Source organism: Pseudomonas sp. NFPP12 (assembly GCF_900103205.1).
Lineage (GTDB): Bacteria > Pseudomonadota > Gammaproteobacteria > Pseudomonadales > Pseudomonadaceae > Aquipseudomonas > Aquipseudomonas protegens.
In genome coordinates, this window is the sequence record NZ_FMWW01000003.1 from 86410 (window position 1) to 112848 (window position 26439).

General features: G+C 58.3%; 16 protein-coding genes and 1 pseudogene. All 17 read right to left on the minus strand.

Annotated elements, in window-relative coordinates; all coding sequences use genetic code 11:
- Positions 1 to 240: 240 nt before the first annotated feature.
- Positions 241 to 2649 (minus strand): two-partner secretion domain-containing protein, encoded by a 2409-nt coding sequence (locus tag BLS75_RS13185; RefSeq protein WP_072451026.1) that lies wholly within the window; start codon positions 2647 to 2649, stop codon positions 241 to 243.
- Positions 2650 to 2960: 311 nt separating this feature from the next.
- Positions 2961 to 5951: a two-partner secretion domain-containing protein gene (locus BLS75_RS13190; RefSeq protein ID WP_072451027.1), complete on the minus strand. Its 2991-nt coding sequence runs from the start codon at positions 5949 to 5951 to the stop codon at positions 2961 to 2963.
- 143 nt (positions 5952 to 6094) lie between these two features.
- Positions 6095 to 7237: a fimbrial protein gene (locus BLS75_RS13195; RefSeq protein WP_239690660.1), complete on the minus strand. Its 1143-nt coding sequence runs from the start codon at positions 7235 to 7237 to the stop codon at positions 6095 to 6097.
- Between the two features lie 217 nt (positions 7238 to 7454).
- A complete protein-coding gene (locus BLS75_RS13200; protein WP_072451029.1) occupies positions 7455 to 10514 on the minus strand; it encodes a two-partner secretion domain-containing protein in 3060 nt (1019 codons plus the stop codon).
- 75 nt (positions 10515 to 10589) lie between these two features.
- Entirely contained in the window at positions 10590 to 12221 is a 1632-nt protein-coding gene (locus BLS75_RS13205) for a ShlB/FhaC/HecB family hemolysin secretion/activation protein (protein WP_219737583.1), read from the minus strand.
- 94 nt (positions 12222 to 12315) lie between these two features.
- The gene (locus BLS75_RS13210; RefSeq protein ID WP_072451031.1) at positions 12316 to 13074 is read right to left on the minus strand and encodes a fimbria/pilus periplasmic chaperone; all 759 of its coding nucleotides are present in this window, start codon (positions 13072 to 13074) and stop codon (positions 12316 to 12318) included.
- Complete coding sequence (locus BLS75_RS13215) at positions 13074 to 15650, minus strand: fimbria/pilus outer membrane usher protein (RefSeq protein ID WP_239690661.1); 2577 nt, start codon at positions 15648 to 15650, stop codon at positions 13074 to 13076. Before BLS75_RS13215 ends, BLS75_RS13210 begins: the two co-directional genes overlap by 1 nt.
- Before the next feature lie 175 nt (positions 15651 to 15825).
- Positions 15826 to 16569, minus strand: a complete 744-nt coding sequence (locus BLS75_RS13220) for a fimbrial biogenesis chaperone (RefSeq protein ID WP_072451033.1) — start codon at positions 16567 to 16569, stop codon at positions 15826 to 15828.
- Positions 16570 to 16596: 27 nt separating this feature from the next.
- Entirely contained in the window at positions 16597 to 17163 is a 567-nt protein-coding gene (locus BLS75_RS13225) for a fimbrial protein (RefSeq protein ID WP_072451034.1), read from the minus strand.
- A gap of 522 nt (positions 17164 to 17685) precedes the next feature.
- Positions 17686 to 18836: pseudogene (locus BLS75_RS13230) on the minus strand (IS3 family transposase).
- A 1253-nt stretch (positions 18837 to 20089) separates the two neighbouring features.
- Positions 20090 to 20617, minus strand: a complete 528-nt coding sequence (locus BLS75_RS13240; protein WP_072451038.1) for a fimbrial protein — start codon at positions 20615 to 20617, stop codon at positions 20090 to 20092.
- Positions 20614 to 21099: a fimbrial protein gene (locus BLS75_RS13245; protein WP_072451039.1), complete on the minus strand. Its 486-nt coding sequence runs from the start codon at positions 21097 to 21099 to the stop codon at positions 20614 to 20616. The genes BLS75_RS13240 and BLS75_RS13245 overlap by 4 nt, the downstream gene beginning before the upstream one ends.
- A 14-nt stretch (positions 21100 to 21113) precedes the next feature.
- Positions 21114 to 21596, minus strand: coding sequence for a fimbrial protein (locus tag BLS75_RS13250; protein WP_083533719.1), 483 nt, complete (start codon positions 21594 to 21596; stop codon positions 21114 to 21116).
- 14 nt (positions 21597 to 21610) lie between these two features.
- On the minus strand, positions 21611 to 22138 hold the full coding sequence (locus tag BLS75_RS13255; protein WP_239690662.1) for a fimbrial protein: 528 nt from the start codon (positions 22136 to 22138) through the stop codon (positions 21611 to 21613).
- Positions 22131 to 22424, minus strand: a complete 294-nt coding sequence (locus tag BLS75_RS13260; protein WP_072451040.1) for a hypothetical protein — start codon at positions 22422 to 22424, stop codon at positions 22131 to 22133. The genes BLS75_RS13255 and BLS75_RS13260 overlap by 8 nt, the downstream gene beginning before the upstream one ends.
- A gap of 42 nt (positions 22425 to 22466) precedes the next feature.
- Positions 22467 to 23219 (minus strand): fimbria/pilus periplasmic chaperone, encoded by a 753-nt coding sequence (locus BLS75_RS13265; protein WP_176876745.1) that lies wholly within the window; start codon positions 23217 to 23219, stop codon positions 22467 to 22469.
- A gap of 107 nt (positions 23220 to 23326) precedes the next feature.
- A complete protein-coding gene (locus tag BLS75_RS13270; RefSeq protein ID WP_239690663.1) occupies positions 23327 to 25888 on the minus strand; it encodes an outer membrane usher protein in 2562 nt (853 codons plus the stop codon).
- Between the last annotated feature and the right edge of the window lie 551 nt (positions 25889 to 26439).

Consider the following 26439-nt stretch of genomic DNA (forward strand, 5'->3'; position numbering starts at 1 on the left):
TACAACACCCCAACAGAAATACACTTGAGCACTTGCACCAACGCGCTTCATCTCTCAGCTTTCGCCGATTGACTCGATGGGTAGTTGGGTCAGGAGATTGATCGAGACGGCTTGGTCTTGCCCGCTGCGTGGGGCCTGTTGACTGATAGCCGCCTTGAAGTGGCGGGTCCCAGGAACGCCAGGGTGTTGGACTGACGTTCCTGGAATATTTACATCCCCGGTATCAGCGGGTGCTCCTCATCACTTATCCAGCACGTTCTTACCGACCAGGCTGCCGACGTTCGAGACGAATTGCGTGTTTAGCCGACCCGTGGCCTTGACGTTCCTCAGAACACTGTTCTGGTTGAGCCCCACCAGACCACCGGCGGTGTTCATCCCTAAACCACTTACCATTCCACTGGCTGACGAGTCAGTGATCTGGCTGGAGTTGTTGAAACCCACCAACCCCCCTACGTGGTTTCCGAAATACCCAACTACGTGGCTTGAAGAGTTGGAGCGCAGGATGCTGCCATCCTGGTTGTAGCCCACCAGGCCACCCAGGTTCCGAAGGGCGTGGTAACTATTCTGATCCATCGCCACCACTCCCGAGCTTGAAGAGTCGCTGATCGAGCCGCCCCGGTTGACACCCACCAAGCCGCCCATACCAACCACTGCACTGCCGCCCATGGTGCCCCCGACTCGGACATTGGCATGGCTCTCAGTCACCGAGCCCGTGTTCAGGCCCACCAGGCCACCGGATGCCGAACTGAAGGTATTGCCAACCACCGAACCGCTAACCGATGAACCATCGACGGAACCGCCATGGTTGCCCCCCACCAGCCCACCGATCAGGTTCTCCTGATTATCGAGGGCCAGTACCTGGAGATTGCTGGCCTGGACGTTGCTAATACTCCCGCTGTTGCTGCCAACCAGACCACCGACTGCACTAGCACCCTGGGCATTGGCTGCCCCCTTGACGGTGAGCGAGGCGAGCTTGAGGTTGCTGATGCTGCCGGACGAACTGGCGAACAGACCGCCATTACCGCCATTACTGTTGACGGTGAAACCGCTGATACTGTTGCCCAGGCCGTTGAATACACCGGTGAACGTGTCGGCACCACCAATCGAGGTGAGGCTACCGGAGCCTTTGAGGCCAGTGCCCAGGACATAGTGGCCATCCAGGCGCTTATCGATTGCCTGCAACTGCGCAGCGTTCTGAATGACCTCGTACTTGGCCCCATTGGCGTCGAACCTGGCCCCGTTGCCGGACAGGGTCACCTGGCTGTTTTGACCCAAGGTGAAGCCAGCACCGTGGTTCAGGCCCAGGCTGCTGTCGCTCCCGGTGAGTTGCACTTTACCCTTGAGCTCAATGCGCCCATTGGCATTGAGTTCGGCCCGAGCCTTGGCCCCATTGGCTGTCAGGTTGCCATTGAGCTGAATGTCCTTGGCCGCCGAGAGAGTCAACTGATTGCCGCTGCTCCAGTTGATCGCTCCGTCCACCACGACATCACCCTTACTGCTGGCCAACTCGATATTGGTCGTCGCCAGACTCCGCGACAGGGTATCGCCATGATTGATCCCGAAGTAGTCGGCCATGGGGCCGCCAATCGCAACGTTCTCAGATTCGATCTTCCAGGTTCCCGTCTGACCATTGTTGGCCTGGGTGGAGACACGAGCGTTTTTTTGCACCCAAGTCATCCCGCCGCGGGTTTCGATCACACCACCGTTACCCTCGTCCGGGGCATTGGCCAGCAATGCACCGTCGACGTTGACCATGCCCACATCACCGCCGTCCAAGGTGATGCGACCGGCTTTTTGCGACAAGGTATTGGCTTCGATGGTGCCGGTGTTGTTGACCACCGTCTGCGTCATCGCGCCGGCACTCTTGGCGGTCATCAGAACTTGACCGCCATCGGCCTTGAGCAGACCTCCGTTGGCTACCAGAGCATTGAGCGCAGCGGAATCAATTTGCAGATCCAGCAGGTTGTTGCCGTCAAAGCTGACGGTGAACGCCTCACCCGCACCCAATGCCACACGGCCGTTTTGCGCCGTGATGGTGCCGTTGTTGAGAACATCTGCCGCCAAGAGTGCAACACTGCCACCATCAGCGGCGGTGATCTTGCCGAGGTTGACGACTCTTGCCTTGGAGGTGCCGGAGAACTGATAGTTGCCGGCATTGAACTGCTCGTTGCCGATGCCCTGTGTCGAGACCACCAGGCCGCCAACATTCACTTGAGCGTTATTGCCGAACACCACCCCGTTGGGGTTGACCAGGAACACCTGGCCGTTGGCGTTGATCGTCCCCATGATCATGCTGCCATTGACGCCGATCACCCGGTTCAGGGCAATCGAAGTATTGGTAGGCTGATTGAAGGTCACCGATTGACCGGTCTGGACATTGAAATCCTTCCAGTTGGTGATCAGCTTATCGGTGTTCTGGTTAACGGACATGTGATTGCCCTGAGTCGAAATATCCGCGCTCCCGGACACCACCACGCCCCCTGTCGGCAAGGCGAACGCCGATGGCATGCACGCCAAGGCAAGGACACTGGCTGCCGCCACAATCAAGCCCTTTCCGGAGCCCGAACGACGACGGCGGCGAGCGCCTTCGTGAGCCACATTCCAGCACCCTTGGGCCTGGTTCCATACCAACGCGTAAATTTTGTTCATGAAGATTCCTTATCGATTTATCAAAACCCTGCAAACCTTCGCAAGGCGACACAACATCTGCGGGAGCACAGCGGCTCCCGCAGAAATACGGCTAAGCACCTACGCAACCTCGGGCCTTGTATTGCGTCCGTCACAACGGGTCACTCAGAAAAAAGTGCCATGCAGCAACGGCTGACTTCCGCCAGCCGTCAGAAAGAAGAGAAAAGAGAGAAAAGAGCCAATAGCGGCCCTGGATCAGGCAGGTCTCGGTATGCCGTGCTTGCGCACGGAATACCGAGGGGGTAGCCCCCCTTTGGATCAAGCGGTGCAGGTCACCAGTTGCGAGGCTCGTCCTGGTTGACGCGGGCCGCTTGATTCGATCCGCGGTCGTTGGCAATGCTTGCGTAGTTGGGCGCAATCACCTGGATATTGCCGAAGGCTGCGGATTGACGAATGTCACCCAAGTCCACCCCCGCCAAGCCGCCAAGCCGTGCATCCCGGCTGCCCGAAACCTCACCACTGGCGAGCGTGTTGACGATTCGCGCGTTGTTCTGCCCCACCAGGCCGCCGGCCTTGCTGTAACTGCCCCCGGAGACATTGCCCTTGGCCGAAGCGGTGTCGATAAGGCTGTCACCCTTGAGAACGCCATGCGTACCCACCAGACCGCCGACCGCGCTCTTGGCACCGCCACTGACATCACCACGGGCCTCGACTGACTTCAGGTCCCCGGCGTTGTAGCCGACGAGCCCGCCGACATGGCTTTGGTCCTTGCCCACGACGTTGCCCCAGGCCGTTGAATTGGCAACCAGCCCGCCCGCGTTGTAGCCGACCAGACCGCCCACGTTGCTGTTGCTCGCGCCCTGAACCAGGCCGAAGGCCTCGGCAAGGCTGATGCGGCCGTCAATGTTCTTCCCCACCAGACCACCGATGTGCAAGCTGCTGCCGCCATTGACCGAACCATTGGCCGTGACGTTGTGCAACGTGCTGTCCTGGTTCAGGCCCACCAGGCCACCGGCCGTGGCAAAGTTCTTGCCCTGCAGCCCGCCGCTGGCGACAGAGTCACTGATGTGGCCCGACTCGTTGCGACCCACCAGGCCACCGGCATGGCTCGCACCATTGCCCGAGACCGCCGTCGAAGACTGGGAACCCTCGATTCGACCGCTCTGGTTGTAACCCACCAGGCCACCCAGGTTGGTGCCCTTGTAGCTGTAGCTGTCACCACTGGAAACCGTTCCCGAACTGGAGGAACCGGCAATCAGCCCTTGATGGTTGACACCCACCAACCCGCCCACACCACCCTCGGCATTGGCGGCGATGCTGGCGGTGAGCCGGACATCGGCGCTGCTGTTGGTCACGGTGCCACCACTGCCCTCCACCTGGCGGTTCTCGCCCACCAGGCCACCAGCCGCCGAGGTAAAGCTATTGCCCAACACGACACCGCCCACCGACGACGCGTCGATGGAGCCGCCGGCGTTGCTGCCCACCAGGCCGCCGACCAGGTTGTCCTGCCGGCCCTTGGCATTCACCTGCAGGTTGCTGGCACTGACGTTGGCAATTTTCCCGCTGTTGCGCCCCACCAGGCCACCGACGGCACTGCTACCGGTGGCAGACGTGGCGCCGTTAATGGTCATCGAGGCCAGCTTGAGATTGCCGATACTGCCGGACGAACTGGCGAACAGCCCGCCGTCGGTACCGTTGCTGTTGACCGTCAGACCGCTGAGAGTGTTGCCCAGGCCATCGAAGATGCCACTGAAGGCCTGCAGCCCACCGATGGAGGTCAGGCGGGCGCTGCTGTTGATGGCGTTGCCCAGCACGTAGCGGCCTGCCAGGTCCTGGTCGATCGCCTGCAACTGCGTGGCGTTTTGAATGACGCTGTAGGCTTCGCCGTTGGCATCGAAGCCGGCGCCGTTGCCGGACAGAGTGACGCCGCCATTCTGGCCCAGCGCAAAGTTGCCGCCATGGTTCAGCCCGAGACTGCTGTTGCTGCCGCTCAGCGTCAGCTGACGATTGAGCTTGATGTCCCCCTGGGCGTTGAGTTCGACCCGGGCATTGGCGCCACTGGCAAACAGGCGGTCATCCAGGCGGATGTCTTGTGCCGAGGAGAGGGTCAACTGGTTACCGCTGGACCAGCGCAGCCCGTTCTCCACTGCTATATCGCCCTTGCCACTGGCCAGTTCAATATTGGTCGTGGCCAGATTGTGCGACACGGTGTCGGCATGGACGGTGTTGCTGTTGGCGGAGAAGAAGGAGCCCACCTTGACTTCGTTGCTGGTGATCTTCCAGGTGCCCGTCTGGCCATCTCTGGCCTGGGTGTCGACCTTGGTCGTCAGTTGTACCCGAGTATTGGCGCCCCGGGTCTCGATCACCCCACCATCACCCTTGCCGTCCAGTGCGCTGGCTTGCAGCGAGCCATCGACGCTGACCACGCCCACATCGCCGCCATCCAGGGTAATGCGCCCGGCTTTCTGCGACAGGGTGTTGGCTTCGATGGTGCCCTGGTTGTTGACCACTGTCTGCAGCATGGAACCTGCGCTCTTGGCGGTCATCAGCACCTGCCCGCCATCGGCCTTGAGCAGGCCGGTGCCGGTGTTGTGCACCAGCGCGTCGAGCGCTGCGCTGTCGACATGCAGGTCCAGCAGTTGGTTGTCATCGAAGCTGACAGTGAAGCCATCGCCTGCGGCCAGCGCCACACGCCCGTTCTGCGCCTTGATGGTGCCCTGGTTGGTCACCTTGGCCCCGAGCAGCGCCACACCACCGCCGTCAGCGGCAGTGATGGAGCCCTGGTTGACCACCTCCGCTGCCGAGCTGCCGGCGAACTTGTAGTTGCCGGCCTTGAAATCGGCATCGCTGATATCCCGGGTCGAAGCCACCAGGCCACCGACATTCACCTGAGCGCCCTGGCCGAACACCACGCCGTTGGGGTTGATCAGGAACACCCGGCCATTGGCGTTGATCTGTCCGTGAATCTGGCTGCCATTGACACCCACGACCCGGTTCAGGGCGATCGAAGTGCTGGAGGGCTGGTTGAAGGTCACCGACTGACCGTTCTGGACGTTGAAATCCTGCCACTGAGTGACCAGCTTGTCCGTCTGCTGATTGATGGACATGTGCTGGCCCTGGGTATGGAAATCGGCACTGCCGGACACCACCTCCCCTCCCGTGGGCAAGGCAAACGCCGAAGGCAACCCAGTCAATGCCAACAGACTGGCAACTGCCACCACCAGGCCCTTGCCGGAACCGGCACGCCGACGCCGAGCGCCTTCGTGAGTGACGTTCCAGCAACCCTGGGCCTGGTTCCATACCAATGCATAGATCTTGTTCATGAAAACTCCATATCGATTTATCTACGTACTACAAACCTTTGCAGCACGGCACTGCCGCTGAAGCGCTCGCTAGGCCTTCAAACTGGACGACGGTGTTGGGTAGAACTCGCCCACGGACGGCCCCTCTCAATCAAAGGTCGCGATCATGGGAAGGTAAAAGTGAACTCTGCAGCCCCGTTGGCAGCCCCTCCGGCGTGAACCTCCTGGTCATTACCGATGCGGATGTAGCTGGCTCGCAGGGGAATGCTTGCGCCATCGCCGATGCGCTGCATCTCGTAGCTCTGGCCGCCGTACTCGATGCGCTCCGAGGTCAGTCCATTGGTCATGACAATGCCGAACCCGCGGGTGGTGGAGTCGATCAGACCCAGCACGCCCTTGACCGAAGAGCCCCCTGACTTGTCGATAAAGCTGATGCGAGGCCGGGCCTGCATCGAACAGCGGCTCAACCCGATGCTGAAGGGAACCTCAGGCGAGGTGGCATTGACCTGGGGAAAGTCCGCCAGGGAATAGCGCCCCAGGCGCACGCCGATCTCCTTGTAGGCTTCCACCACACAGGTCTTGGGCAGCTCGATGTCCATGTTGAAGTCCAGGCCGCCCATGACCAGGCTCTTGCGGCAGCTGTAGGTCAGCGGCGGGCTGAGCTTGCCCAATTGGGATCCCAGGGTTGATTCGTTTTTTTCCAGGTCGTACGCATACAGCTGCAGGTAGGACGAGCCTGTTACCTGGGTCACTTTGAGGGTGCCCGTGGGCAACTGATCCGGCGGTACGGTCAGGATCAGCGATTGAACAATCTGGGTGACCATGGTCTGAGCGGGTAAACCGTTCTCGTAGATCAGGTCATCATTTTTTTCCAGGGCAATGGGAGAAGTGACCTGGGTCACCCGTATTCTCTCCCGTCCTTGCGGAGCTGCGTCCAGTCGCAGGCCAATGCCGGCGACATCGGTAGGCGCGGCGTCATCGGTCTGCGGCGTACCGGGGCTCCAATGTCCGGCGGTCACCAGCTCCCGCGGTTTCCCGGAGATCGCCAGGTTGAAACTGGTATGCAAGGTCACCGTACGCTCCCACAACACGGTTCCCACCGGGGTATTGGTGTTCAAGGGGTTGACCAGCCTCCAGGGGGAACCGGCCTTACTGCTGAGGTTGCAGTCCCTGGCATAACCGTTCAACCAGGCCGCTTGCGCCTCTGCGCCGCCCCAGCCGCAAAGCACCCCTGCGAGCATGACGCCATGAACCCACAGGGGCAGCGGTCTGCAATCGGCTACAAGCCTCAGCCATTGGCGAATCATCTGTCTTTCTCCCTGCTTGCACCTTGGTGATGCCGCCCCTGACAAGGGCAGCGTTGTGCACAAACGAGATGGATTGCCCAACAGTGGCCGGCTGCTTCCGGCCACCCTTAAAAGATCATCAAGGAACGAGACAAGCAGGTGCCCGTCAGCAGCCAGACTCCGGTGCGCCAGGCACACCGGAGGAACTGCCATTCCTCAGATCAGCAGGTACAGGTCATCAGTTGCGGATATCGCCCTCATTCAGGCCAACCGCTGGTACCTGGCTCGCCAGCTCCAGCGCCTCGTTGTAACGCATGTCTCCGTAGTTGACCCCGACCAGGCCACCGTAGGTCTGGTTGTTGCGCGGAACGAAGTTGATCTTGCCGGTGGCCACGGAGCTACGCAGATCGCCCATGTTCAAGCCGACCAATCCGCCCAGGCGGGCAGAGACGCCGCCGCTCACCTGACCATCGGCCAGGGAGTTGGTGATGTACGAATTGTTCTGACCGACCAGGCCGCCAACCGAACTCTGATTACCGCCCACCACGTCGCCTTTGGCCGAGGTGCTGTTAATGCGGTGATCGACAAGATCGCCATTGGTACCCACCAGACCGCCGACGTTGCTGTTGACGCCGCCGCTGACGTTACCGCTGGCCTCGGCCGAACTCAGGTCGCCGTCGTTGTAACCCACCAACCCGCCGACATTACTGATATTGCCGCCGCTGACATCGCCACGAGCCACGACATATTCAGTGCTGCCGCCAAAGTTGTGTCCGATGAGGCCGCCGACATTGCTGTTGGCACCACCGATCACATTGCCGCTCGTTTCCGCCGTGTCGATCCGGCTATCCTCGTTCTTGCCCACCAGCCCGCCAATGTTGGTGCCGGTGGAGTCAGTGACCGTGCCAGTGGCCTTGACGTTCGTCAGCGTGCTGTTCTGGTTCCAGCCCACCAAGCCACCTGCGGCCAGGGACGTTGCCCCCGTAACCGCACCACTGGCGCTGGAGTCGATGATGGTGCCATTTCTGTTGGTCCCCACCAGGCCACCGATGCGGCTGGCGGCATAACCCCAGACATTGACCGAGGAACTGGTGTTCTCAATCCGGCCGCCTTGGTTGTAGCCCACCAGCCCACCCAGGTTCGGGTCTATGTAAGGTGGGCGAACGGGTGGGTTAACGGGTGGGCGGAAACCAGTTCCGATCGTACCGGCACTCGAAGAACCCTTGATTTCCCCGCCCTTGTTGACCCCCACCAGGCCGCCCATGCCACCCACTTCACTGAGCTGTACGGTGCCCAACACCTGCACGTCGGTGGAGCTATTGGTAATGGTCCCCACACCAGCGCGACCGACATTGTTTTCGCCTACCAGGCCGCCCATGGCCAAGGTGTTACCGTTACCTGTCACCGTACCGGTCACCGATCCACGGTTGATGGAGCCGCCGGCGTTGACGCCGACCAGGCCACCGACGGTGTTGGTCTGATTGCTGTTGGCGTTCACGGCCAGGTTGATGCCACTGACGTTTTCGATGAGGCCAGTGTTCTCGCCCACCAAGCCACCAATTTTTCCGAAGCCGGAGCTGGAGGTGGTGCCGTTGATTTTCATCGACGCCAGCTTGAGGTTGCTGATACTGCCGGATGATCGGCCGAACAGACCACCGTAAGGCCCATCGGTATTGACGGTGAAACCACTGATGGTGTTGCCCAGGCCCTCGAAGATTCCGCTGAACTGTTTGTTGCCACCAATGGTCTTGATGATGCCGGTGCCCTTGATGTCATTGCCTAGTACATACAGGCCACCGAGGTTGGTGCCGATCGCCTGCAACTGCGTATCGTTCTGGATCACTGTGTACAAGTCACTATTGACATCGAACGAGGCGCCGCTGCCGGACAGGGTGACCTGGCCGTTCTTGCCCAGGGCATAGCTGTTGCCGTAGTCCAGGCCGAGGCTGCTGTTGGTACCGGTCAGTGCTATCGCGCCGTCGAGCTTGATGTCCCGATCGGCCTGGAGCTCGATACGGGCGCCTGCACCAGTAGCCGTCAGTTTTTTGTTGAGATTGATGTCCTGGGCCGACGCGACGCTCAATTGATTGCCGCTGGTCCAGTTGATGTCACCGTCGATCGAAACGTTGCCGGACTTGCTGCTCAACTCGACGTTGGTGGTCGACAGGTTATGCGACAGGGTATCGGCATAGACATTGTTGCTGCCGGGGGTGGAGGTTGGGCTGACATTGACATCAGTGGAACTGATCTTCCAGGTACCGGCCCTGCCGTTGGTGGCCAGGGTGTTGACCCGGGCGGCCAGTTGCACCTTGGTGTTGGCGCCCTTGGTTTCCACTACGCCCCCATCACCGATCGAAGCTAGAGCGCTGGCGCTCATCGAACCACCGACGTTGACCACGCCTACATCACCACCGTCCAGGGTAATCTTGCCGGCCTTGCGCGACAGGGTATTGGCTTCGATGGCGCCCTGGTTGTTGACCACGGTCTGCAGCATCGAGCCTGCGCTCTTGGCGGTCATCAATACCTGCCCGCCGTCGGCCTTGAGCAGCCCGCCGTTGCTCACCAGCGCATCGATCGCCGCGGCATCGACTTTCAGGTCCAGCAGGTTGTTGCTGTCGAAGCTGACGGTGAACTCGTTGCCGCCACCCAGGGCCACGCGGCCCTTTTGTGCCTTGATGTCGCCTTCGTTGCGCACGGTCTTGCCGATCAGCGCCACGCTGCCGCCATCGGTGGCGGTAATCATGCCGTTGTTGACGATTTCAGCCTGCGAGGTCCCGGCAAACCTGTAGTTGCCGGCGGTGAAGTTGGCATCCGTGATGTTCTGGGTCGAAGCCACCAGGCCGCCGACGTTGACCTGGGCGTTGTTGCCGAATACCACCCCGTTGGGGTTGATCAGGAACACCAGGCCGTTGGCATTGATCTGCCCCTGGATGTTACTGCCATTGACGCCAATTACCCGGTTCAGGGCCACCGAGGTCTTGGTCGGCTGGCTGAAGGTCACCGTCTGGCCACGGTTCACGCTGAAGTCGTTCCAGTTGGTGATCAGCTTGTCGGAGTGCTGGTTGATCGACATCTGCTTGCCATTGTCGAACGTCAGGATGTCCGCCGTGCCGGAGACCACCGTGCCTCCCGTCGGCAACGCGAAGGCCACAGGCAGAACACCAATGCCCAGTAGCCCGGCCACCATCACCACCAGGCCCTTGCGTGTTCCGGAGCGGCGACGACGGCGTGCACCCTCGTCGGTCACACTCCAGCAGCCCTGGGCCTGATTCCACACCAATGCATAAACCTTATTCACGTTGACTCCTTATCTACTTATTAACGCCCTGCAACCTAAGCAGGACGGCACCCACTCCGAAGCACACGCAGGCCTTCAGAAATACTGTGTCGCGCTGGCCCAGATCCGCGGCGTGCGCTCGGGCCCGCTGCCTTCCTGGTTGTTGTCCAGGGCCCAGGCACTGGTCACGCTGATTTGTTGCGATGGACCGCTCCAACTGGCACCCACACCGGCGCCCGACAACTGGCGGCGGTTCTCGTCGTGGATCCAGGGGCTCTTGTTGACCTGCACCGCGCCGTGGTCGACAAACGCCTTGAGCTGCCAGCGCGGGGCCAGGAGAAAGCGCAGTTCCAGGCTGGCCTGCCAGCCCTGGTCGCCACTGCTGGTCCCCTGGGGATAGGCGCGCACATCGAAGGGACCGCCGATGCCGAATTTTTCCGAGCTGTCCAGGTTGGTCGAGGACCATTGGCCGTTGAACTGGCCATAGAGCTGAAAGCGCGGGCTCAGGTACTGCAGGCGCGCGGCATTGAGGTTGAGCTTCTGAAAGCCACCGTTGGTGCCGGCCGTGAAATGGTCGCGCCACTGGTCCATCGGGTCGTCGATGCTCAACCGGCCACTGCCGTAGGTGAGGTAGAAGAAGTTCTGCCCGCCGCCGAGAAGGCTGTCCTGGGAGTTGCCGTTGAGGCTCAGGCTCCACAGTTCCACATGCTTCTGGCTGCTGACTTCGAACAAGTCGATGTCGTCCCGCAGGCGCTTGTCCTCATACTGCAACTGGGCGCTGAGGTCGAAGGTGCGGCTGCGAATCAGCGGCTGAGTGATGAAGACACTGCCGATGCTCGCCTGGCCGTGGGCCTCCAGGACCTCGAAGTCCCGGCTCAGCTCATAGTTCATCCGCGAATAGGCCACGCCCACACTGGTGGACCAGGGGCCCAGGGGAAGCTTGTAGGCGGCGCGGTAGTAGCGCTGGTCCTCGTCGCTGCCGAGCAGGCGCAGGTTGAACTGATCGCCCAGGCGCAAGGGGTTGTTGATGTTGAGGCTGCCCCCCAGGCGGTATTCGCCGGTGTAGTAGCCGCCGAAGTTGTCGGCTTCCAGGGTGCCGCTGGCCCAGGGCCCGGGCTGCGCATTGACCAGCAGGTCGGTGGTGCCGCGCTGCTCGCCGGCACTGAGGGTACCCTTGACCCGGACCCCGGGAAGGTCGCTCAACAGCAGCAGGCTGCGTTCAAGATCTTCACTGCGGACCGCGGTATCGCTGTGCAGTGACGACAGTGGGGCTGTGATCACCGAGTTCAGGGCCCGGGACTGGTTGTTCACTTGAATACGACCGTAACGACCTTCCATGACCTCGATACGCACCACGCCGTCCTCGATGTCCTGGGCCGGCAGGAAGGCCCGGGCCAGCATGTAGCCCTGGCCCTGGTAATAGGTCGTCAGGCGCTCGGCGGCCGCGCGCAGCTGGTTCAGGTCCAGCTCCTGGCCCTTGAGGTCCGCCAGCAGAGCTTGCAGCGTCTCGTTGCTGAACACCTGGTTGCCGACGATCACGAAGTCGTTGACCTGCAAGCGGATGCCAGAGGTGTCCGTAGCCTGGGCAGGGGCACTCGGCGGCTTCGCCGGCAGGTCCAGCTCCGGTGCCGGCTGCTCCGGCAAGGCCGGTTGCGTGGCCTCGATGTCGCGCATCGCCTGTCCGGCGTTGGGCACATATACCGCGGCAGTTGCCACAGTGGGCAGCATCAGCAGCAAGCCCAGGCAGCCCCCGCACAATCGCTGCCAGCGCCGTTCAAGGCGCCCCGCAAGCGAGCTGTTCGATGGCTTGCCCAAGGCAACTTCAATCTTGTATCCGCGCACTTCCACTCAGCGTCTCCCCGCTGTCAGTTGCCACTTGGTAATGAACCACCGCCTGATCCGGGGTAATTCCCTGCATGTCGGGCAGAGCGATCCGCGCCGAGCCAAAGGGCTCCACGGTGATCCCCTGCAAGGTGATCGAACGGGCGCCGCCGCCCAGTTCCAGCCCGGCGAAGGACACGTAGTACGGGGTCGGGTTGCCGGCCCGCAGCGCCGCGCCGCCCTGCCCCGCCGCCACAAGGCTCCAGCGCAACTGGCGGACCGCTTCGTCAGCCTTGCCGGACAAGCCCTGGGGGCGGTACAGCAGCTTCATGCGCATGCGCGATGCCAGCCGCAGCAGGTTGTCCCTCACTGCCGCCCGGGGCGGTACTTCAAGAAAGTTGATCCAGAACACCGACTCCCGATCGCCGGGCAATGGCTCGCCGCTGTAGCGCAGGACCAGAGCTGTGTTCTGCCTTGGCTCGAGCCGGGAGATGGGTGGCGACAGCACGAACGGCACCACCAGGGCGCTGGGATCGGCCTCGGCGTCGCCCTTGTCCAGCCAGGCCTGCAACAGGATCGGCGCACGGCCGCTATTGCCGACCCGGATGCTGATAGCCGGCTTGCCGGCGGGATAAATGAAGCGTGTGCCGACAATCGACAGGTCGGCCTGGGCCCAGCCGCTGGACAAGGCCAGCAGCCCCAGCAGCCACCGGCAACCACGCTGGGAGCAAAGACAGCCATATCCGCCTTGATAGCCCATCAAGGCCGCTCCTCTACGGAACCTGCCGGCACCGCCCGGCAGGGGCGCTGAAGCACCACATAGCCCGTGGCGGAGGCCGGATCGCGTGGCGGCAACTGGTAGTCGATCAGGCACTGCTGATCCGGCTCCTGGCCCCATTCCACGCGAATCGTGCCCTGGTCCCGCTCGGTGCGCAGCACCAGGCGGCTGCCCTGGCCCACCGCCCCCAACTCGGTACCGTCCTGGGCATCGACGGCCACGGCAGCAAACGGCAACTGCTGGCCGTCGGGCTGCTGGCTGTCGATCAGCACCGCACGAGCCCTGCGGGTCGGGTACGAAAGCATCACCACCGCCCCCGCCACCGGCGCCACATGGCGTGAGCTGAGCAGCAGCTCTACATCGTCGGCAACGCCAGTGGGGTCGATGTCCACAGTGTTCAATTGATAGGGGCTCAGGCTGGAGACCACGGCATAGCCGCTTCCATCCACCCGCGTGTCGGCATAGCCGACCCGGGCACCCTTGGCATCGGGAGCATGCACCAGGCCCGTGGTTTCACCCAGGGTCTGGGCGAAGGTCAAGCCACCCGAATGCAGCACCATGCCCCCGGAAGCCCCCAGAGACTGCTGGCGATAATCGCGGCCCTGGGAAAAGCTCGAACTCAGGGAAACCTCCGGCAGGAAATAGTTGAGGCTGGCGTTGGTCGAGGTTTCGCCCTGGCGCTGGTCATGGGCGGCGGACAACGAATAGGTGGCGTCACCATCCTTGTCCAGTACGCCGGAAATACCGCTGGTGTAGTGCGCGCCAGAACGCTTGTCATGGCTGGCGTAGCTGTTGATCGTGGTACCCCGGCGCCCTTCCCGCCCCAGGGGAATCGACAGGCTGAAGCTGAAAAACGTGTTGTCCGCCCCCGCGCCTGCCCGTGAACCACTGCTGGAAGCACGCATGCGCTGAGCCATGAAGGAGTAGCTGTTACCGCGCCACTGGTTGCTGTAGCCCATGGCGAAGTTCAGGGTCTGGCCCTGGCGATTCCAGTACTGGAGGCTGGAGCCCGTGGCATAGAGCTGCCCTGCGCCGTCGCCCAGTTGCTGGTTGATGTTGATATCCAGGCGATCACGGACCCGGGCGAGCGAGTCGACGCTCTCACCCTGGTTGAAGTGGTCCTGCAGGGTGATGGCGTCATGCAGGCCCAGGTAACCGCTGGTGGAATAGCGGTAGGCCAGCAATGAGAAGTTGGTCCCGCTGTTGGGCAGGTTCTTGCTGTAGGACAGGCGCACGCTTTGGCCCTGCATGCTGCCGCCCCGGGGCAGCTCGGTTCTGGCCTGGGTCAGGTCCAGCCCGAAAGCCCCGAGGGAGGTATTCAGTGCGCTGCCGATCAGCGCCGACATGTAGCTACCGGTGAGTGCGGTGCCGGCATAACCGGTCAATTGGTTATCCAGACCGTAGTGCAGCGTGCCCTGGGCCACATATTGCTCGCTTCCACCGAGCCCGGGGTTCGCCACCTTGCCCGCCGTAAGGCTGTAGCGTGAGGTGCCGGGGCGCAGGGTTTGCACGGTGGTGGCAAAAGGTACGGTAAAGCGGCTGGTCTGGCCGTTGGCCTCGGTGACCGTCACGTCCAGATCGCCACCAAAGCTTGCCGCTTGCAGATCGGAAATCTCGAATGGCCCCGGTGCAACGGAGGTTTCATAGATCATGTAGCCGCGCTGATAGACCGAGACCTTGGCATTGGTGCTGGCCGTGCCGCGGATCTGCGGTGCGTAGTAGCGCTGGCTCTCGGGCAGCATGCGCGGATCGCTGGCCAGCCGGACACCGCGAAACGATACCGAGTCGAACAGATCGGCTTCGGTCGCGCTCTCTCCCACCAGCAACTGCGAGTGCCAGGCTGGCAGGTCGGTCTGGGCATAGATGTAACCGCGCTGATAATGGCCGCCCAGGTCCGGTGACCAGGTGGCGGTGCCGCTGTGACGCAGACGCCAGTCACCCAGGTTGAACCCCAGGTTGAGCCCGGCATAGCCATCGGTCTGGCTTCGCCCATTGCTCTGGGAACTGAACAGGCTGGTGTTGTAGTTGAGCGTGGCTGCGGACACGCCGTAATCCCAGCTCGCCGGATCGACATAGGTTTTCGACAGGTTCTGCTGCAGGAAAAGCTGCGGCACCGACAACTCGATCTTCTGTTCCGCAATTTTGACGCGGGTGGTCGCGCCTGGGATGTAGCTGCCCAGGTCGCCGCAAAACAGCCCATCACCCATGAGAGGGTGAAAGGAACCGGTGCCCAGGCTCTCATCGATCTTTTTCAAGTCGATTCCCAACTGCTGCAACAACGAACGGTCGTAGCACGGCTGGCTGCCCTGGGGGTCATCGCTGGCGCGGAACTGGATTTCCTGCAACGCCCGCCACTGGCTGCTCACCAGCACATCAAGCAAGTACTTGCCGGGCGCGACATAACCCAATTGTTGAAAGCGCGAGGTATCGATGGGAGTGCCCTTACCTTGAAATAGCATCTGGCTGTCGAACAACACATCCTGGCTGGAGCCTGTATCCGCTGCCGTCTCCGGCCCAATGCCGCCCTGGTCAGCCACCAGCACCATGGAATTGCTCATCAGCACCGCCGCCAGACACAGTGACTGCGTCGCCGGAACCCGTCTGCGGCCGGATGAAAGCCCAGAACAGTCCGCACGCAAATGCCGATGGCACGGAATACGCGACATAACGAGGCCCCTGCCCCTCAAGAAAACCAAGCCACTGAAAAGCTCGCAAAAGTGATGAGTGACCCCGTCAAAGAAGCGACTTTTTCAGCTGGCCTCGGCCGCCGAAATCATCGATCACCTCATATTCAATTGATGCCTTGGCCGGCTGTGACGGAGCGCTCGCTGGCCAGGGAAAAGATTCATACCCGAACGGCGCGACCATGCCTGGCTTCAAATCGAATCGACGGTCTGACACAGCAACTTCCATACGCCCGAAGGACACGTAATAAGGCGTTGGGTTGAACACTTTGATAACCGAAACTTGCGAAGCGCCTTTTCGACCTAACTCCCACTTGAGCTTTTCGCCAGCCATGCCCGCATTGCCAATCAAGTTTTCAGGACGGAAGAAAATCTTGATCCGAGTCCTGAATGCAAACTGCAATACGTTCTCGTCCTGTTTTCGCCGTGGTGGCGTTTCCAGTACATTCAGCCAGAACAATGACTCGCGATCTTTTGCCAAGGGTTCTTTTGAATAAGACACACGCAATATTGCCGAGCCTCCCGCCTCCACCCGGCTGACTGCTGGTGCCAGAAGAAAAGGAACCTTGATTTCCTCAGGAGATTTACTCGCATCGCCTTCGTCGATCCAACTTTGCGTCAATAAAGCCACAGAGCCGGTATTACTCAACTTCAATGTAACTTCACGAGCATCTGCTGGATAAACCAGGCGCGTACCTTCCAGTACTATCCCGGCATGCGCGACCCCCGACAGTATCCCCAGGAACATGACACCGATAACGAGAGAATTAACAAAACGCGCAGTCGGCGTCATGACCTGCCCCTTAATAACTAATTGCTGTTATTGGTACGCAAGGGTGTAGCGGATGTAGGACACGCCCGAACCTGCACCGACAGTAGCTGCCGTAGATACGTATGCGGCCTGGTACTTCAAGGTTGCAGCATTGTCATCGGAGATCGTAGCGACCTGTGGTGCGCTCTCGGCCTGGCCCAGGAAGATTTTCGCCGGAGTAGTGCCATGGTCGTTGTAGACCTGAATCTGCACGCCCGTTGCCGGCTTGCTACCGATCAACTTGAGGTTGCCGGAGGCAGGATCGACGTTGCCGAGTTGGTCGAATTCAATGGAAACGCTCTTTTCGGGAGTACAGCTGGCACCCGAAAGTTGCAGTACAAACGGTTTCAACGGAGAAGTATCACCGATATTTTTAAACACAGTTGGGTTGACAGTACCGAGTTCAACATTGAGCTCGTTACCTTCGCCCGGCGCCTTGCCGTTGATATCGCAAGTTACGCTAGTGATGCTACCAGTGAACTTCACCACACCATCTGTGGCTTGAGCAAAAGCTGGAATAAATGCAGCCAGCACCAACCCGGTAGTGGCCATGGACAAGAGAGTCTTGCGCTTCATCTGATTTCCTTTCCCAAATGACTATAAGGAATTAACAGCAAAACACTTCCCTCCGAAAGCAACCGGCAATAATACTGCCACCAGCCTGGAAGAACGGATTTACCTAACCTTATAAAAGTTAATTAATGCTGCTTGTTCCCGGCACCCCGGCCGGTTTGAACTAAAAGTTCGGACCGGGTCTGCCAGCAGCGACCAAGCATATAGAAGAGTCGATTTATTTGGATCAAGATCACTACAGCTTGATTTCCGGGAATGCTCCCGCAGAGAAACAGGAAATTTCTCGGAAGGGAAAGCCAACTTAAACAACAGACAAACTAAAGTTATTCGCTAATAACAACTTCCTGGAATATCAATCCTATAGCCGATAGCAGCATCAAGTATTGTGGACTATTGATATTTGGCCACGCACCGCCGAATCGACCGGGCGCAGGACGCACTGATTCCGCCGGCGCTAACAGTTCGGCAGAAGGCGTTGCTGGAAAACGAGGGGGGCGCACGGCCCGGTGAATCGCCCCGGATTCTCTAGACACCTTGCAAACTCATTGCGTAACGCTTTTCAAACTCTACCGGTGACAGCTGATTGTTGAAGCCATGCCGACGTTTTGCGTTGTAGAACATCTCGATGTAATCGAACACATCACTACAAGCATCTTCCCGCATGGTGTAGATTCTCCGCTTGATCCGTTCCCGCTTTAGAAGTTGGAAAAAGCTCTCGGCCACGGCGTTATCATGGCAGTTGCCTCGGCGACTCATACTGGCAACCAGATTGTTCACCTTCAAAAAGCTGCGCCAATCGGAGCTGCTGTACTGGCTGCCTTGGTCAGAATGAACCATCACCTCTTGCTTCGGTTTAGGCCTCCAAACCGCCATCAACAACGCATCAATAGCCAGATCACTGGTCATCTGCGACTTCATTGAGCAGCCAACGACCTGACGAGAAAACAGATCCAGCACCACCGCCAAATACAACCAGCCTTCATACGTACGAATGTAGGTGATGTCGGTGACCCAAACCTTGTTGGGTTCCACGACATCGAACTGGCGCTTCAGCAAATTGAGTGAGGCGACCGCTGGCTTACCGCCGTGCTTTCCAGGGCGGCGTCGATACCCTGTCTGAGAGTGCAGACCTTCAAGACGCATCAGCCTCGTCACACGAAGCCGACCACAATCCTCACCGACCTCGCGCAGATCGTCATGGATTTTGCGATATCCATAAACACCGCCGCTCTCCAGCCAGGAATGCTTGATCAAACCCAGCAGTCGCTGGTCGTCTTTGGCGCGTAAAGATTGTGGCTCAGACAGCCAGGCGTAATAACCGCTGGGATGGGCTTTTAGCGTCAGGCAAAGCCGTCGAATCGAATAGTCGCCCGCGCGCTGCTTGATAAAGGCGTACTTCAGCCGCACTCCTTGGCAAAGTACGCGGCGGCCTTTTTTAATATGTCTCGCTATTCAGTGACGCGCTTGAGTTCCGCTCGCAGACGACGCAGTTCAGCGTGCTGATCATCATCCTGCTGCCGTTCTTCTTGAGGTTTGCTGTAGCGCTTTATTCAGACATAGAGGCTATGCGTCGATACGCCAAGACGGGCCGCTACCTCACCGACAGGCAGCTTCTTTTCGGTGACTTGATTGACTACTTGGATTTTGAATTCTTCGGGGTAACGCGGGTTGCTCATGGCACCTCCTAATTGACCTCAGTTTTAGGCAAAGAGGTGTCTACGAAACCCGGGGCGATTCATTAGCCAGCTACACCCGGTGCCCCCCAATAACGAGATAATTCGCGCTTCAAAGACTTTGTTTCCGCCCGTGCTTAGGCTGCTCGGACCCTCGGCGGGGCTTAATCCCCTTTCACGTATGCGAAGTTTCATAAGCTTTTGCGCTCCGCTGTCAGTGCATGTAGGCGGATGAAAAAAGGGTCGTATATTCACAATACCTCGAGGAGGAGCACTGAAGAGCCCGTGTAGGTCCCTGCGGTGGTTGGTGATTTGGTCAGTTCACCAATAATTGCAATGATAGGGTTGAAGTCATCTATATTTAGAACATTTGTTCCACTCTGGTGGAATGTTAACCGGACCGTCCCACCTCCCGTGGTTGTAACCTCCCCCCGGTTTGAAATAGTCATGCGGAGGGCAGTAGGCGAGGTGCATTTGATGTCCCACGTAGTGTTTCCTTTCAGCCTTTCTCCAACTTTCCCCGCAAGAGTGAGGCGCGTGTCATTGGCACTACAAGATACAGGGGGTGGAGTAGGAGTCGTGTTCTGCCTGCCTCTGACCGCCAATCCATTGCCCTTCTGCCCTCCGCACTGGATCATCCAAGAGTTCGAACTCCCTCCTAAGTAAATCACGGTTCCCACTGCACTGCGGAACAGGGCCGCAGCTTGGTTTATGTCATCGCATTGAGAGTTCCTATAGGCCCACGAAGGGGTCGCGCAATCATACCCTGCCTCGTAGCCCACGCCGCACGCAGCCCGCAGCAAGCTCCCCTCATACAACCTGATCGAGTAGTGCTGGCCCTGCAGGAACCCGTTCACGCCGATTTCGTTATTAGTGAAGTTGACGCTGGTCACGGTGTATTTAGTTCTGCCGTCGGCGGTAGTTCCGCCCGCTTGTAATCCTAGAGTAGCAGCGGGTGTCTGGATACCCACCAGGCTGCCGAGGACGAAGATAAAGGTCAGTATGTATTTGTTCATCATTGGGATTCTTTTATCCATGACAGGGAACAGGTGTTGCCCGCCCTAGTTCGGTGTGATTATAGGGTGCCCTGTATCTCGAGAGATTGAGGAATAACAAGTACTTACGCCCGACACTGGTGTGGGCGTAAGTACGGTATTGATTCCAACAAACGCAGGTGCCACACATCCGCATCTGGCGGCGCATGCAGGCGCCGTTTTCCCAACCAGACATAGGCCACCAATCAGTCACTCTCAGCCTTATTCATATTCCAGGCTAAAGGTGGCGATAGCACTGAAAGGTCCACGCTCAATGCTCTTGTTGGCTATCGCCTGCGGTTCGCCTTGCACATAGGCCAGCATCGTCAGGGTGTTGCTGCCGTTGACCAATCGAAAGCCTTCGCCAGGCTTATTCAGGGGTAGTTTCTGGCCGGCGAGGGTTTCCATTCCGATGGCAATACCGTTGGCCTGGCTGCCACCCGCAACCGCCAGCAACCCGTTCAGATTTGAGTTTTCAATACCGCTGAAGGCCACCTTCACGGTTTTACCCAGCCTCGCGTCGCATTCCGTCAGGCGAATTTCAAACGTCTGGCCGTGAGTGCGCTGGTTGGTATACAGGTACTTGTCTGTCACCGTGCCAAAGTCCAGTGTCACGCTCTCACTCCCAGGCGCAATCACACAAGGCTCCGCCACCAAGGCGCCGTGTAGCCGAACATTCTCGGCCTGCACCGTCTGGTTAAACATCAACACCAGCGGCAGTGCATAGAGGTGCCTTTTGCTCCAGCTCATTGGTACACCGCCCGCAGGGTCGCGGTGGCCTCAAATGGCCCCTCCATCAAGACTGCGCCCGCCCGTTTGACTGGTACGGCGTACAGCTTCGGCGGACTGGTCTGACTGATGGGGATCGCCTTGTTCAATTCAAAAGGAACGCCGTTTTGCTGGATCTGGATCGCCAAATCAGTCACGTTGCTGGTCACTGCCGCGGCATCGAAATCCGCCGGGGTACCCATGATTTCCAGCGTCATGTCGCTGGCATTGGAATTCGGGTCGCAGGTGATTTGGTAATTCATCACTTGCTTGTGGTTCACGCCATCCACTTTTTTCACGCCTACCCGAGTACCAAAATCCACATCCACCTGGCCGCCTTGGTTGATGGTGCACGGCGGTGACTCAATCAAGGTGCCGCGCAGCCTCACGTTATCGGTCTCCCAGTCGGCCGCGCTCAAGATGCCACTGACCAGAAAAAGCAACATGCCTGCATACAGTTTCATGACGTTAAACCTGCTCACCGGTACTCCACCCTCATGGTCGCGATCGAATTGAAGACACCGCCACTCAGCGTGGCGCCGGTACGTTTGACCGGCACTGCGTAAAGTTTCGGCCAGTTCGGGTAGGTGAATTCCTTGGCGCTGTTGATAGGTAGCCGAGTGTCATCATTCAGTATTGCAATGCCGAAGTCGGTGATATTGGTCAACAACACATTGCGATCAAACGCCGCGCCCGAGCCCTCTATCCGGATACTCATTGCACTGGGGGCTCCCGTCGGGCATTGCACGGAGTACGGAACTTGCATTTTTTTATAAGTGCCGTCCACCAGGGTGGTCTGCACGTCGCTGCCGAAGTCAACGACAATAATGTTATTGCCACTCACCTTGCACGGCATTGACTCAATCAGGGTGCCGCGGAATCTCAGGTTATCTACCTCCCAATCTGCTGCACTCAAGATGCCACTGACCAGAAACAGCAGCATGGCCGCATAAAATTTCATCACGTTATACCTGTTCACTGGTACTCCACCCTCATGGTCGCCACCGCAGAGAAGACACCCCCCCTAAGAGTGGAACCGGTACGTTTGACCGGCACTGCGTAAAGTTTCGGCCAGTTCGGGTAGGTGAATTCCTTGGAGCTGTTGATAGGTAGTCGAGTCCCACCATTCAATATTGCAATGCCGAAGTTGGTGATATTGGTCTCCAACACATTGCGATCAAACGCCGCCCCGTATCCTTCTATCCGGATATTCATCGTTCTGGGGGCTCCTGCCGGGCACTGCAGTGTGTAAGGCACTTGCATTACTTTATAGCTGCCGTCTACCAGGGTGGTCTGCACATCGCTGCCGAAGTCAACTACCACAATGCTATTGTTGTTAACCGTGCACGGCGGCGCCGTGAGGATCACCGTCACATTGATGGTGCTGGATGAGGACGCCATGACCGACTGAGCTGTAGCTACCAACACAACCAAAGCAACGCACAAGGCACGGCGCACATACCGGTGTGACATTTCAGTGGCCACACTGCTCACGTTACTCATAGTCAGTTCGCAAACTTAGTTGGGCTGAACACGCCTGCGTCAATCCGTTGCTAACAATGTCTCCCAGCTCCATAGCCCATTGCGTCGAGGGCATTTCCAGCCGGCAGACACTTCCCGTGAACGCGCCATGCACACGCAACACGCCATTAACACTTTCCACATTGGCGTTATCTTCAGCCGGGTCAACCGGCTGTAGCGGCGCCACTTGCACCGCCGCCGGCTTTACCCACAGGAATTGCCACTCCTTGAGAGACAAAGCTGTATTGGCTTTTTTTCGCTGTTGCATGTTTGGCTCCTTCATTGCGTCATGCCCCCCATACACCCGTCATCAATTTGGCTTGACGGGCTTGGCCTTGCAGTCCTCACCAATGCAGGTGAACTGCAATTGCGGGCGACCTCCGTAGTCATTGACATAGGTCAGTACCGGGGTCGGGCCCAGCACGGAAACGCTCAGGTTCAGCGTTTCCTTACCCTGTGGCGCCACCATAATCGGTTCAAACCCCTCTGCACCGGTGCTGTCGGGTTTGCTGCCTGCGTCGACTATCGTCACGTAATACGGCGTCGGGTTATTCACCTGGTATTTGTCACCCTGCTTCTTCAGCGTCAGTTGTTCCTGCCAGGGCACCATTCCCATGGTTGCGCCCAGGGCTTTTGGCCGATAAAACAGCTTGATGCGCGTCTGGAGTGCCAACTGCAACGTGTTGGGTTTTTCGCTCTTGGGCGGGATTTCACGCAGGTTGAAATAGAACAGCGTCTCGCGGTCCTGCACTAACAGATTGGCGGCCGGCATGGCCTGTACCTTGATCTGGCTTTTGGCCCCAGGCTCCAGGCGCTGCAGGGGCGGAAGTGCGGTCAAAGGGCTGGTGATCTTATTGCCCTGCTCATCCTCCACCCAGCCTTGCGCCAGGTAAGGAAGCGTTTTGTTTTCATTGCTGATACTGAGACTGATGGACTTTTCTCCACCGTTAAATACCGCCCGGGTCCGATCCAGCGACACGGCGGCTTGCACCTGTTGCAAGCCCAGCACGCTCAACAGCAAGCCGCCAACCACGCTGGAAAGAGGATTACTCTGTATGTTCATCTTTAGTTACTCACCGTTTGTGTCACTGAAAAAATAAAAAGAAGTCCGCCGAAAGGAACGTCACGCCAGCCTGCCAAACGTGCAGCAGGTGTCTTTGCAGTACGGCGTCAACTCAGCGGTTTTTTTGGCGAATCGCTGGAAGGTATTTGTGTGCAAGGCAACACCAGTTCTGCCATGTCGCCCTCGGAAATCTGCGCTGGCATCTGCAGCGCACACTGCGCTTGACCATTCCAATACACGCTCATTTCCCCACCGGGTTGAATGCCGCTGAGGTAGACGCTGCCATCGTCACTCACGAGGCCCACTTTCTGGCCCTTGGGGTTTTTCACCGTGGCACCAAAGGGTGCGGTTGAACCATCGCTCAGTTGGATGATCACCATCGCTTTCTCACCGGCCACTACCTCAAACCGGCGATAGCCAATAGCTCCCTCAGTCAGAGTGGCTTGTGTTACCGAGCGTGCCACTTCGGCATTTTCCGGCAATTTATTAAGGTCAATGCTGACCTGGTTACGGTGATAACTGTTGACGTCGGTGACCACGGCTTTACCAAATCGGTTAGTGCGAACAGAAGCGCCATACCCCGAGATCGGAATGTCCGCGACGCCATCGGTGTCGACCAGGATTCGAGTACCGCCAATAATGTTCGAGCGGTGCAACGCTGCCCCCTTTGTGGACGCCGTCGCGCCGCCCTGCAGCGACATACCGACCGACGCATAACGGCCCTCCTGATAGCTGGTATTGGCATTGACCCGGGCCAGGGTACCGTCATGGCTGTAGAAGCCACTGGCGGTGGAACCGCTACTGTTTTTGCCGCCATTGAGCTGGTAACTGTCACCATTTTCGAGACGGTCGTAGTAGCCCACCTGATGACTGTTTGCATCACGATCGTAGCTACCGCTATAGCTGACAGAACTGTTACCTCCGCCCAGTGGTAGTGAGAGCGAGAGGTACATGCCATCATCGTTGGAACCGTTGTACTTATTACGGTACGCCGTCATCGACAGGTTTAGTGCCCTGAACTGACCGACGCTGAAGTTCTTAGACAAGGTAAACGTGTATCGGTCGTTGGCCTTGGTATTCCAATAGGTCTGGTGGTCGTAATTGAGATAGGTACTCAACCCGCTGTCGCGGAAGTTCTGCCTGAAACTGACGTTGTATAGTTCTTTGCTGTTTTCATTACGTGTGCCGAAGCTACGGGCATTCAGATAATCGCTCATGGACATGTAGTCTTCTTCCGAAAAACGATACCCGGCAAAGGTCACTTGACTGTCGTACTTGTCGAAGTTTTTCGAATAGCGCAGCCGATAAGAGGCGCCGCTCAGGGTGTCTTGCTCCGTTTGAGGCAGTTGGGCCCGCGACTGGGTGACGTCAAACGACAATGCCCCATATATCATCAAGTCACGTCCCATGCCTAAGGCCAGGGCTTTGTAATCACCGCCGTCTACACCTCCTCCGTAAAGCGACCAACCATTACTCACCCCCCACGAAGCTTCTCCGGCGATGAACATCTGCCCTTCGGTGCTATGGCTGAAGTCTGAGGGTTGGCCGCTGCTTAGCTTGTAACGCACGGCGCCTGGCCTGGTCAGGTAAGGAACGCTGGCGGTTTCGACAGTGAACGACTGTACGCTGCCATCTTGCTCCTCTACCCGCACATCCAATTGCCCAGAAACGGCATCATTAATGTCTTGAATGCGGAACGGCCCCGAGGCAACCTGAGTTTCATATAACACCCGGCCCTGCTGGCTGATCACCACTTTGGCGTTAGTACGCGCAACGCCTGCAACTTCCGGGGCGTAACCACGCAGATTAGGCGGCAACATGCTGTCATCGGTGATCAGGCTGACGCCGGTAAAGCGAAAGCTGTCAAAAATATCGGAATACAGGAAGTTCTCACCCAGCGAAACCTGCGCCCCGAGGCTTGGGATAGCCTTGTAGGCGTAGTAACGGCTCCAGTCCCAGCTATTGCCCGAGCCCTGGCCATTGCTGCGATGATCCAGCCGCGTTTGCCAGTCGGCACGCAACCGCCAGGCGCCCATGTTGGCCCCCACCGTGCCGTTGCCGCTCAGGCTGTTGGAGGTACCACCGCCTTGCTCCTCGCGCTGACTTTGGCCGTTCATGTAATAGTCGACGAACAGGCCAGGGATACCTTCGTCCCAACGCGACGGAGGATCCCAGCTATCTATGGCATATTCCAGATAGGCCTGCGGTACGCTCACCATCAGGCTGGAAGTTCCTAGTTCAGCACGTGCTGTGACGCCCGGAAGACTTTCAAGTAGCAGGCATTCCCCCTGATGCCACCATGTTAGTTTTTTGGTGATATCTGGCTTCAATCCGAACTGCTCGACCAGCGCCGGACTGAGACACGCCACACTGTCGTTTGCATCCTGCTCTGAGTGGTAAAAAACCACAGACTGCTCAGGCTGCTCCTGCCTGTTAATACGCACGAGCATCGTGTAATCGCCCGGCATAATATAAGCACCACGGGAAAACTGGCTCAAATCAATATTCTCGCGATCTTTAACATCTAGAACGTCAGTATTGAATTGTATTTCTTCCGCACTGGCATAATAACCTACACCGCCAAATGTGCAGACTATAAAAACACCAAGTGTGCGCAAGCAGAAAGTTAACAGCGCCCAGCTAGGCCCCCTCATACTTAATCTATCCAATTAAATTCTTTTTCGCGCCGCACATACGCCAATCACTTTCAAAATATTGTTGTGCCCGGCCACATATCACTGCTAACCAACAGTCCCAAAACAAACAAAAAAAAACCCGGGCGCCGGCGGACTGTCCGCGAGCACGAGACTAAAAACCGTTAAATCACCACTCACCTTGACTAAGGTTATAACGTGGGATAACTGCTCGAGACTGTAACGATTGGGCTAGTGCGTACCAACTGCAGAGCATAAATATGTGCATGCACATAAACCCCGAAAAACTCTACCCCCACCTAACTATCAAATATCAAATTAAACATGACACCTATAAATTTAATATTTAAGCGGCAGGCGTTAACTCAAGACCAATATTCACAATACAAAAACTCATTTCACACCTTCGAGCACCGACGAGCAGCCAATCAGGCAACAGGCTGCAAATAGAAGACTATCTTTTAGAATCGGTAAAATATTAGAAGACCGCAAGCGACCAGACGACTGGTGTTAAGCAGATAAAAAATGCATGTGGTAATATTTCCCACATGCATAAAAATTTATAT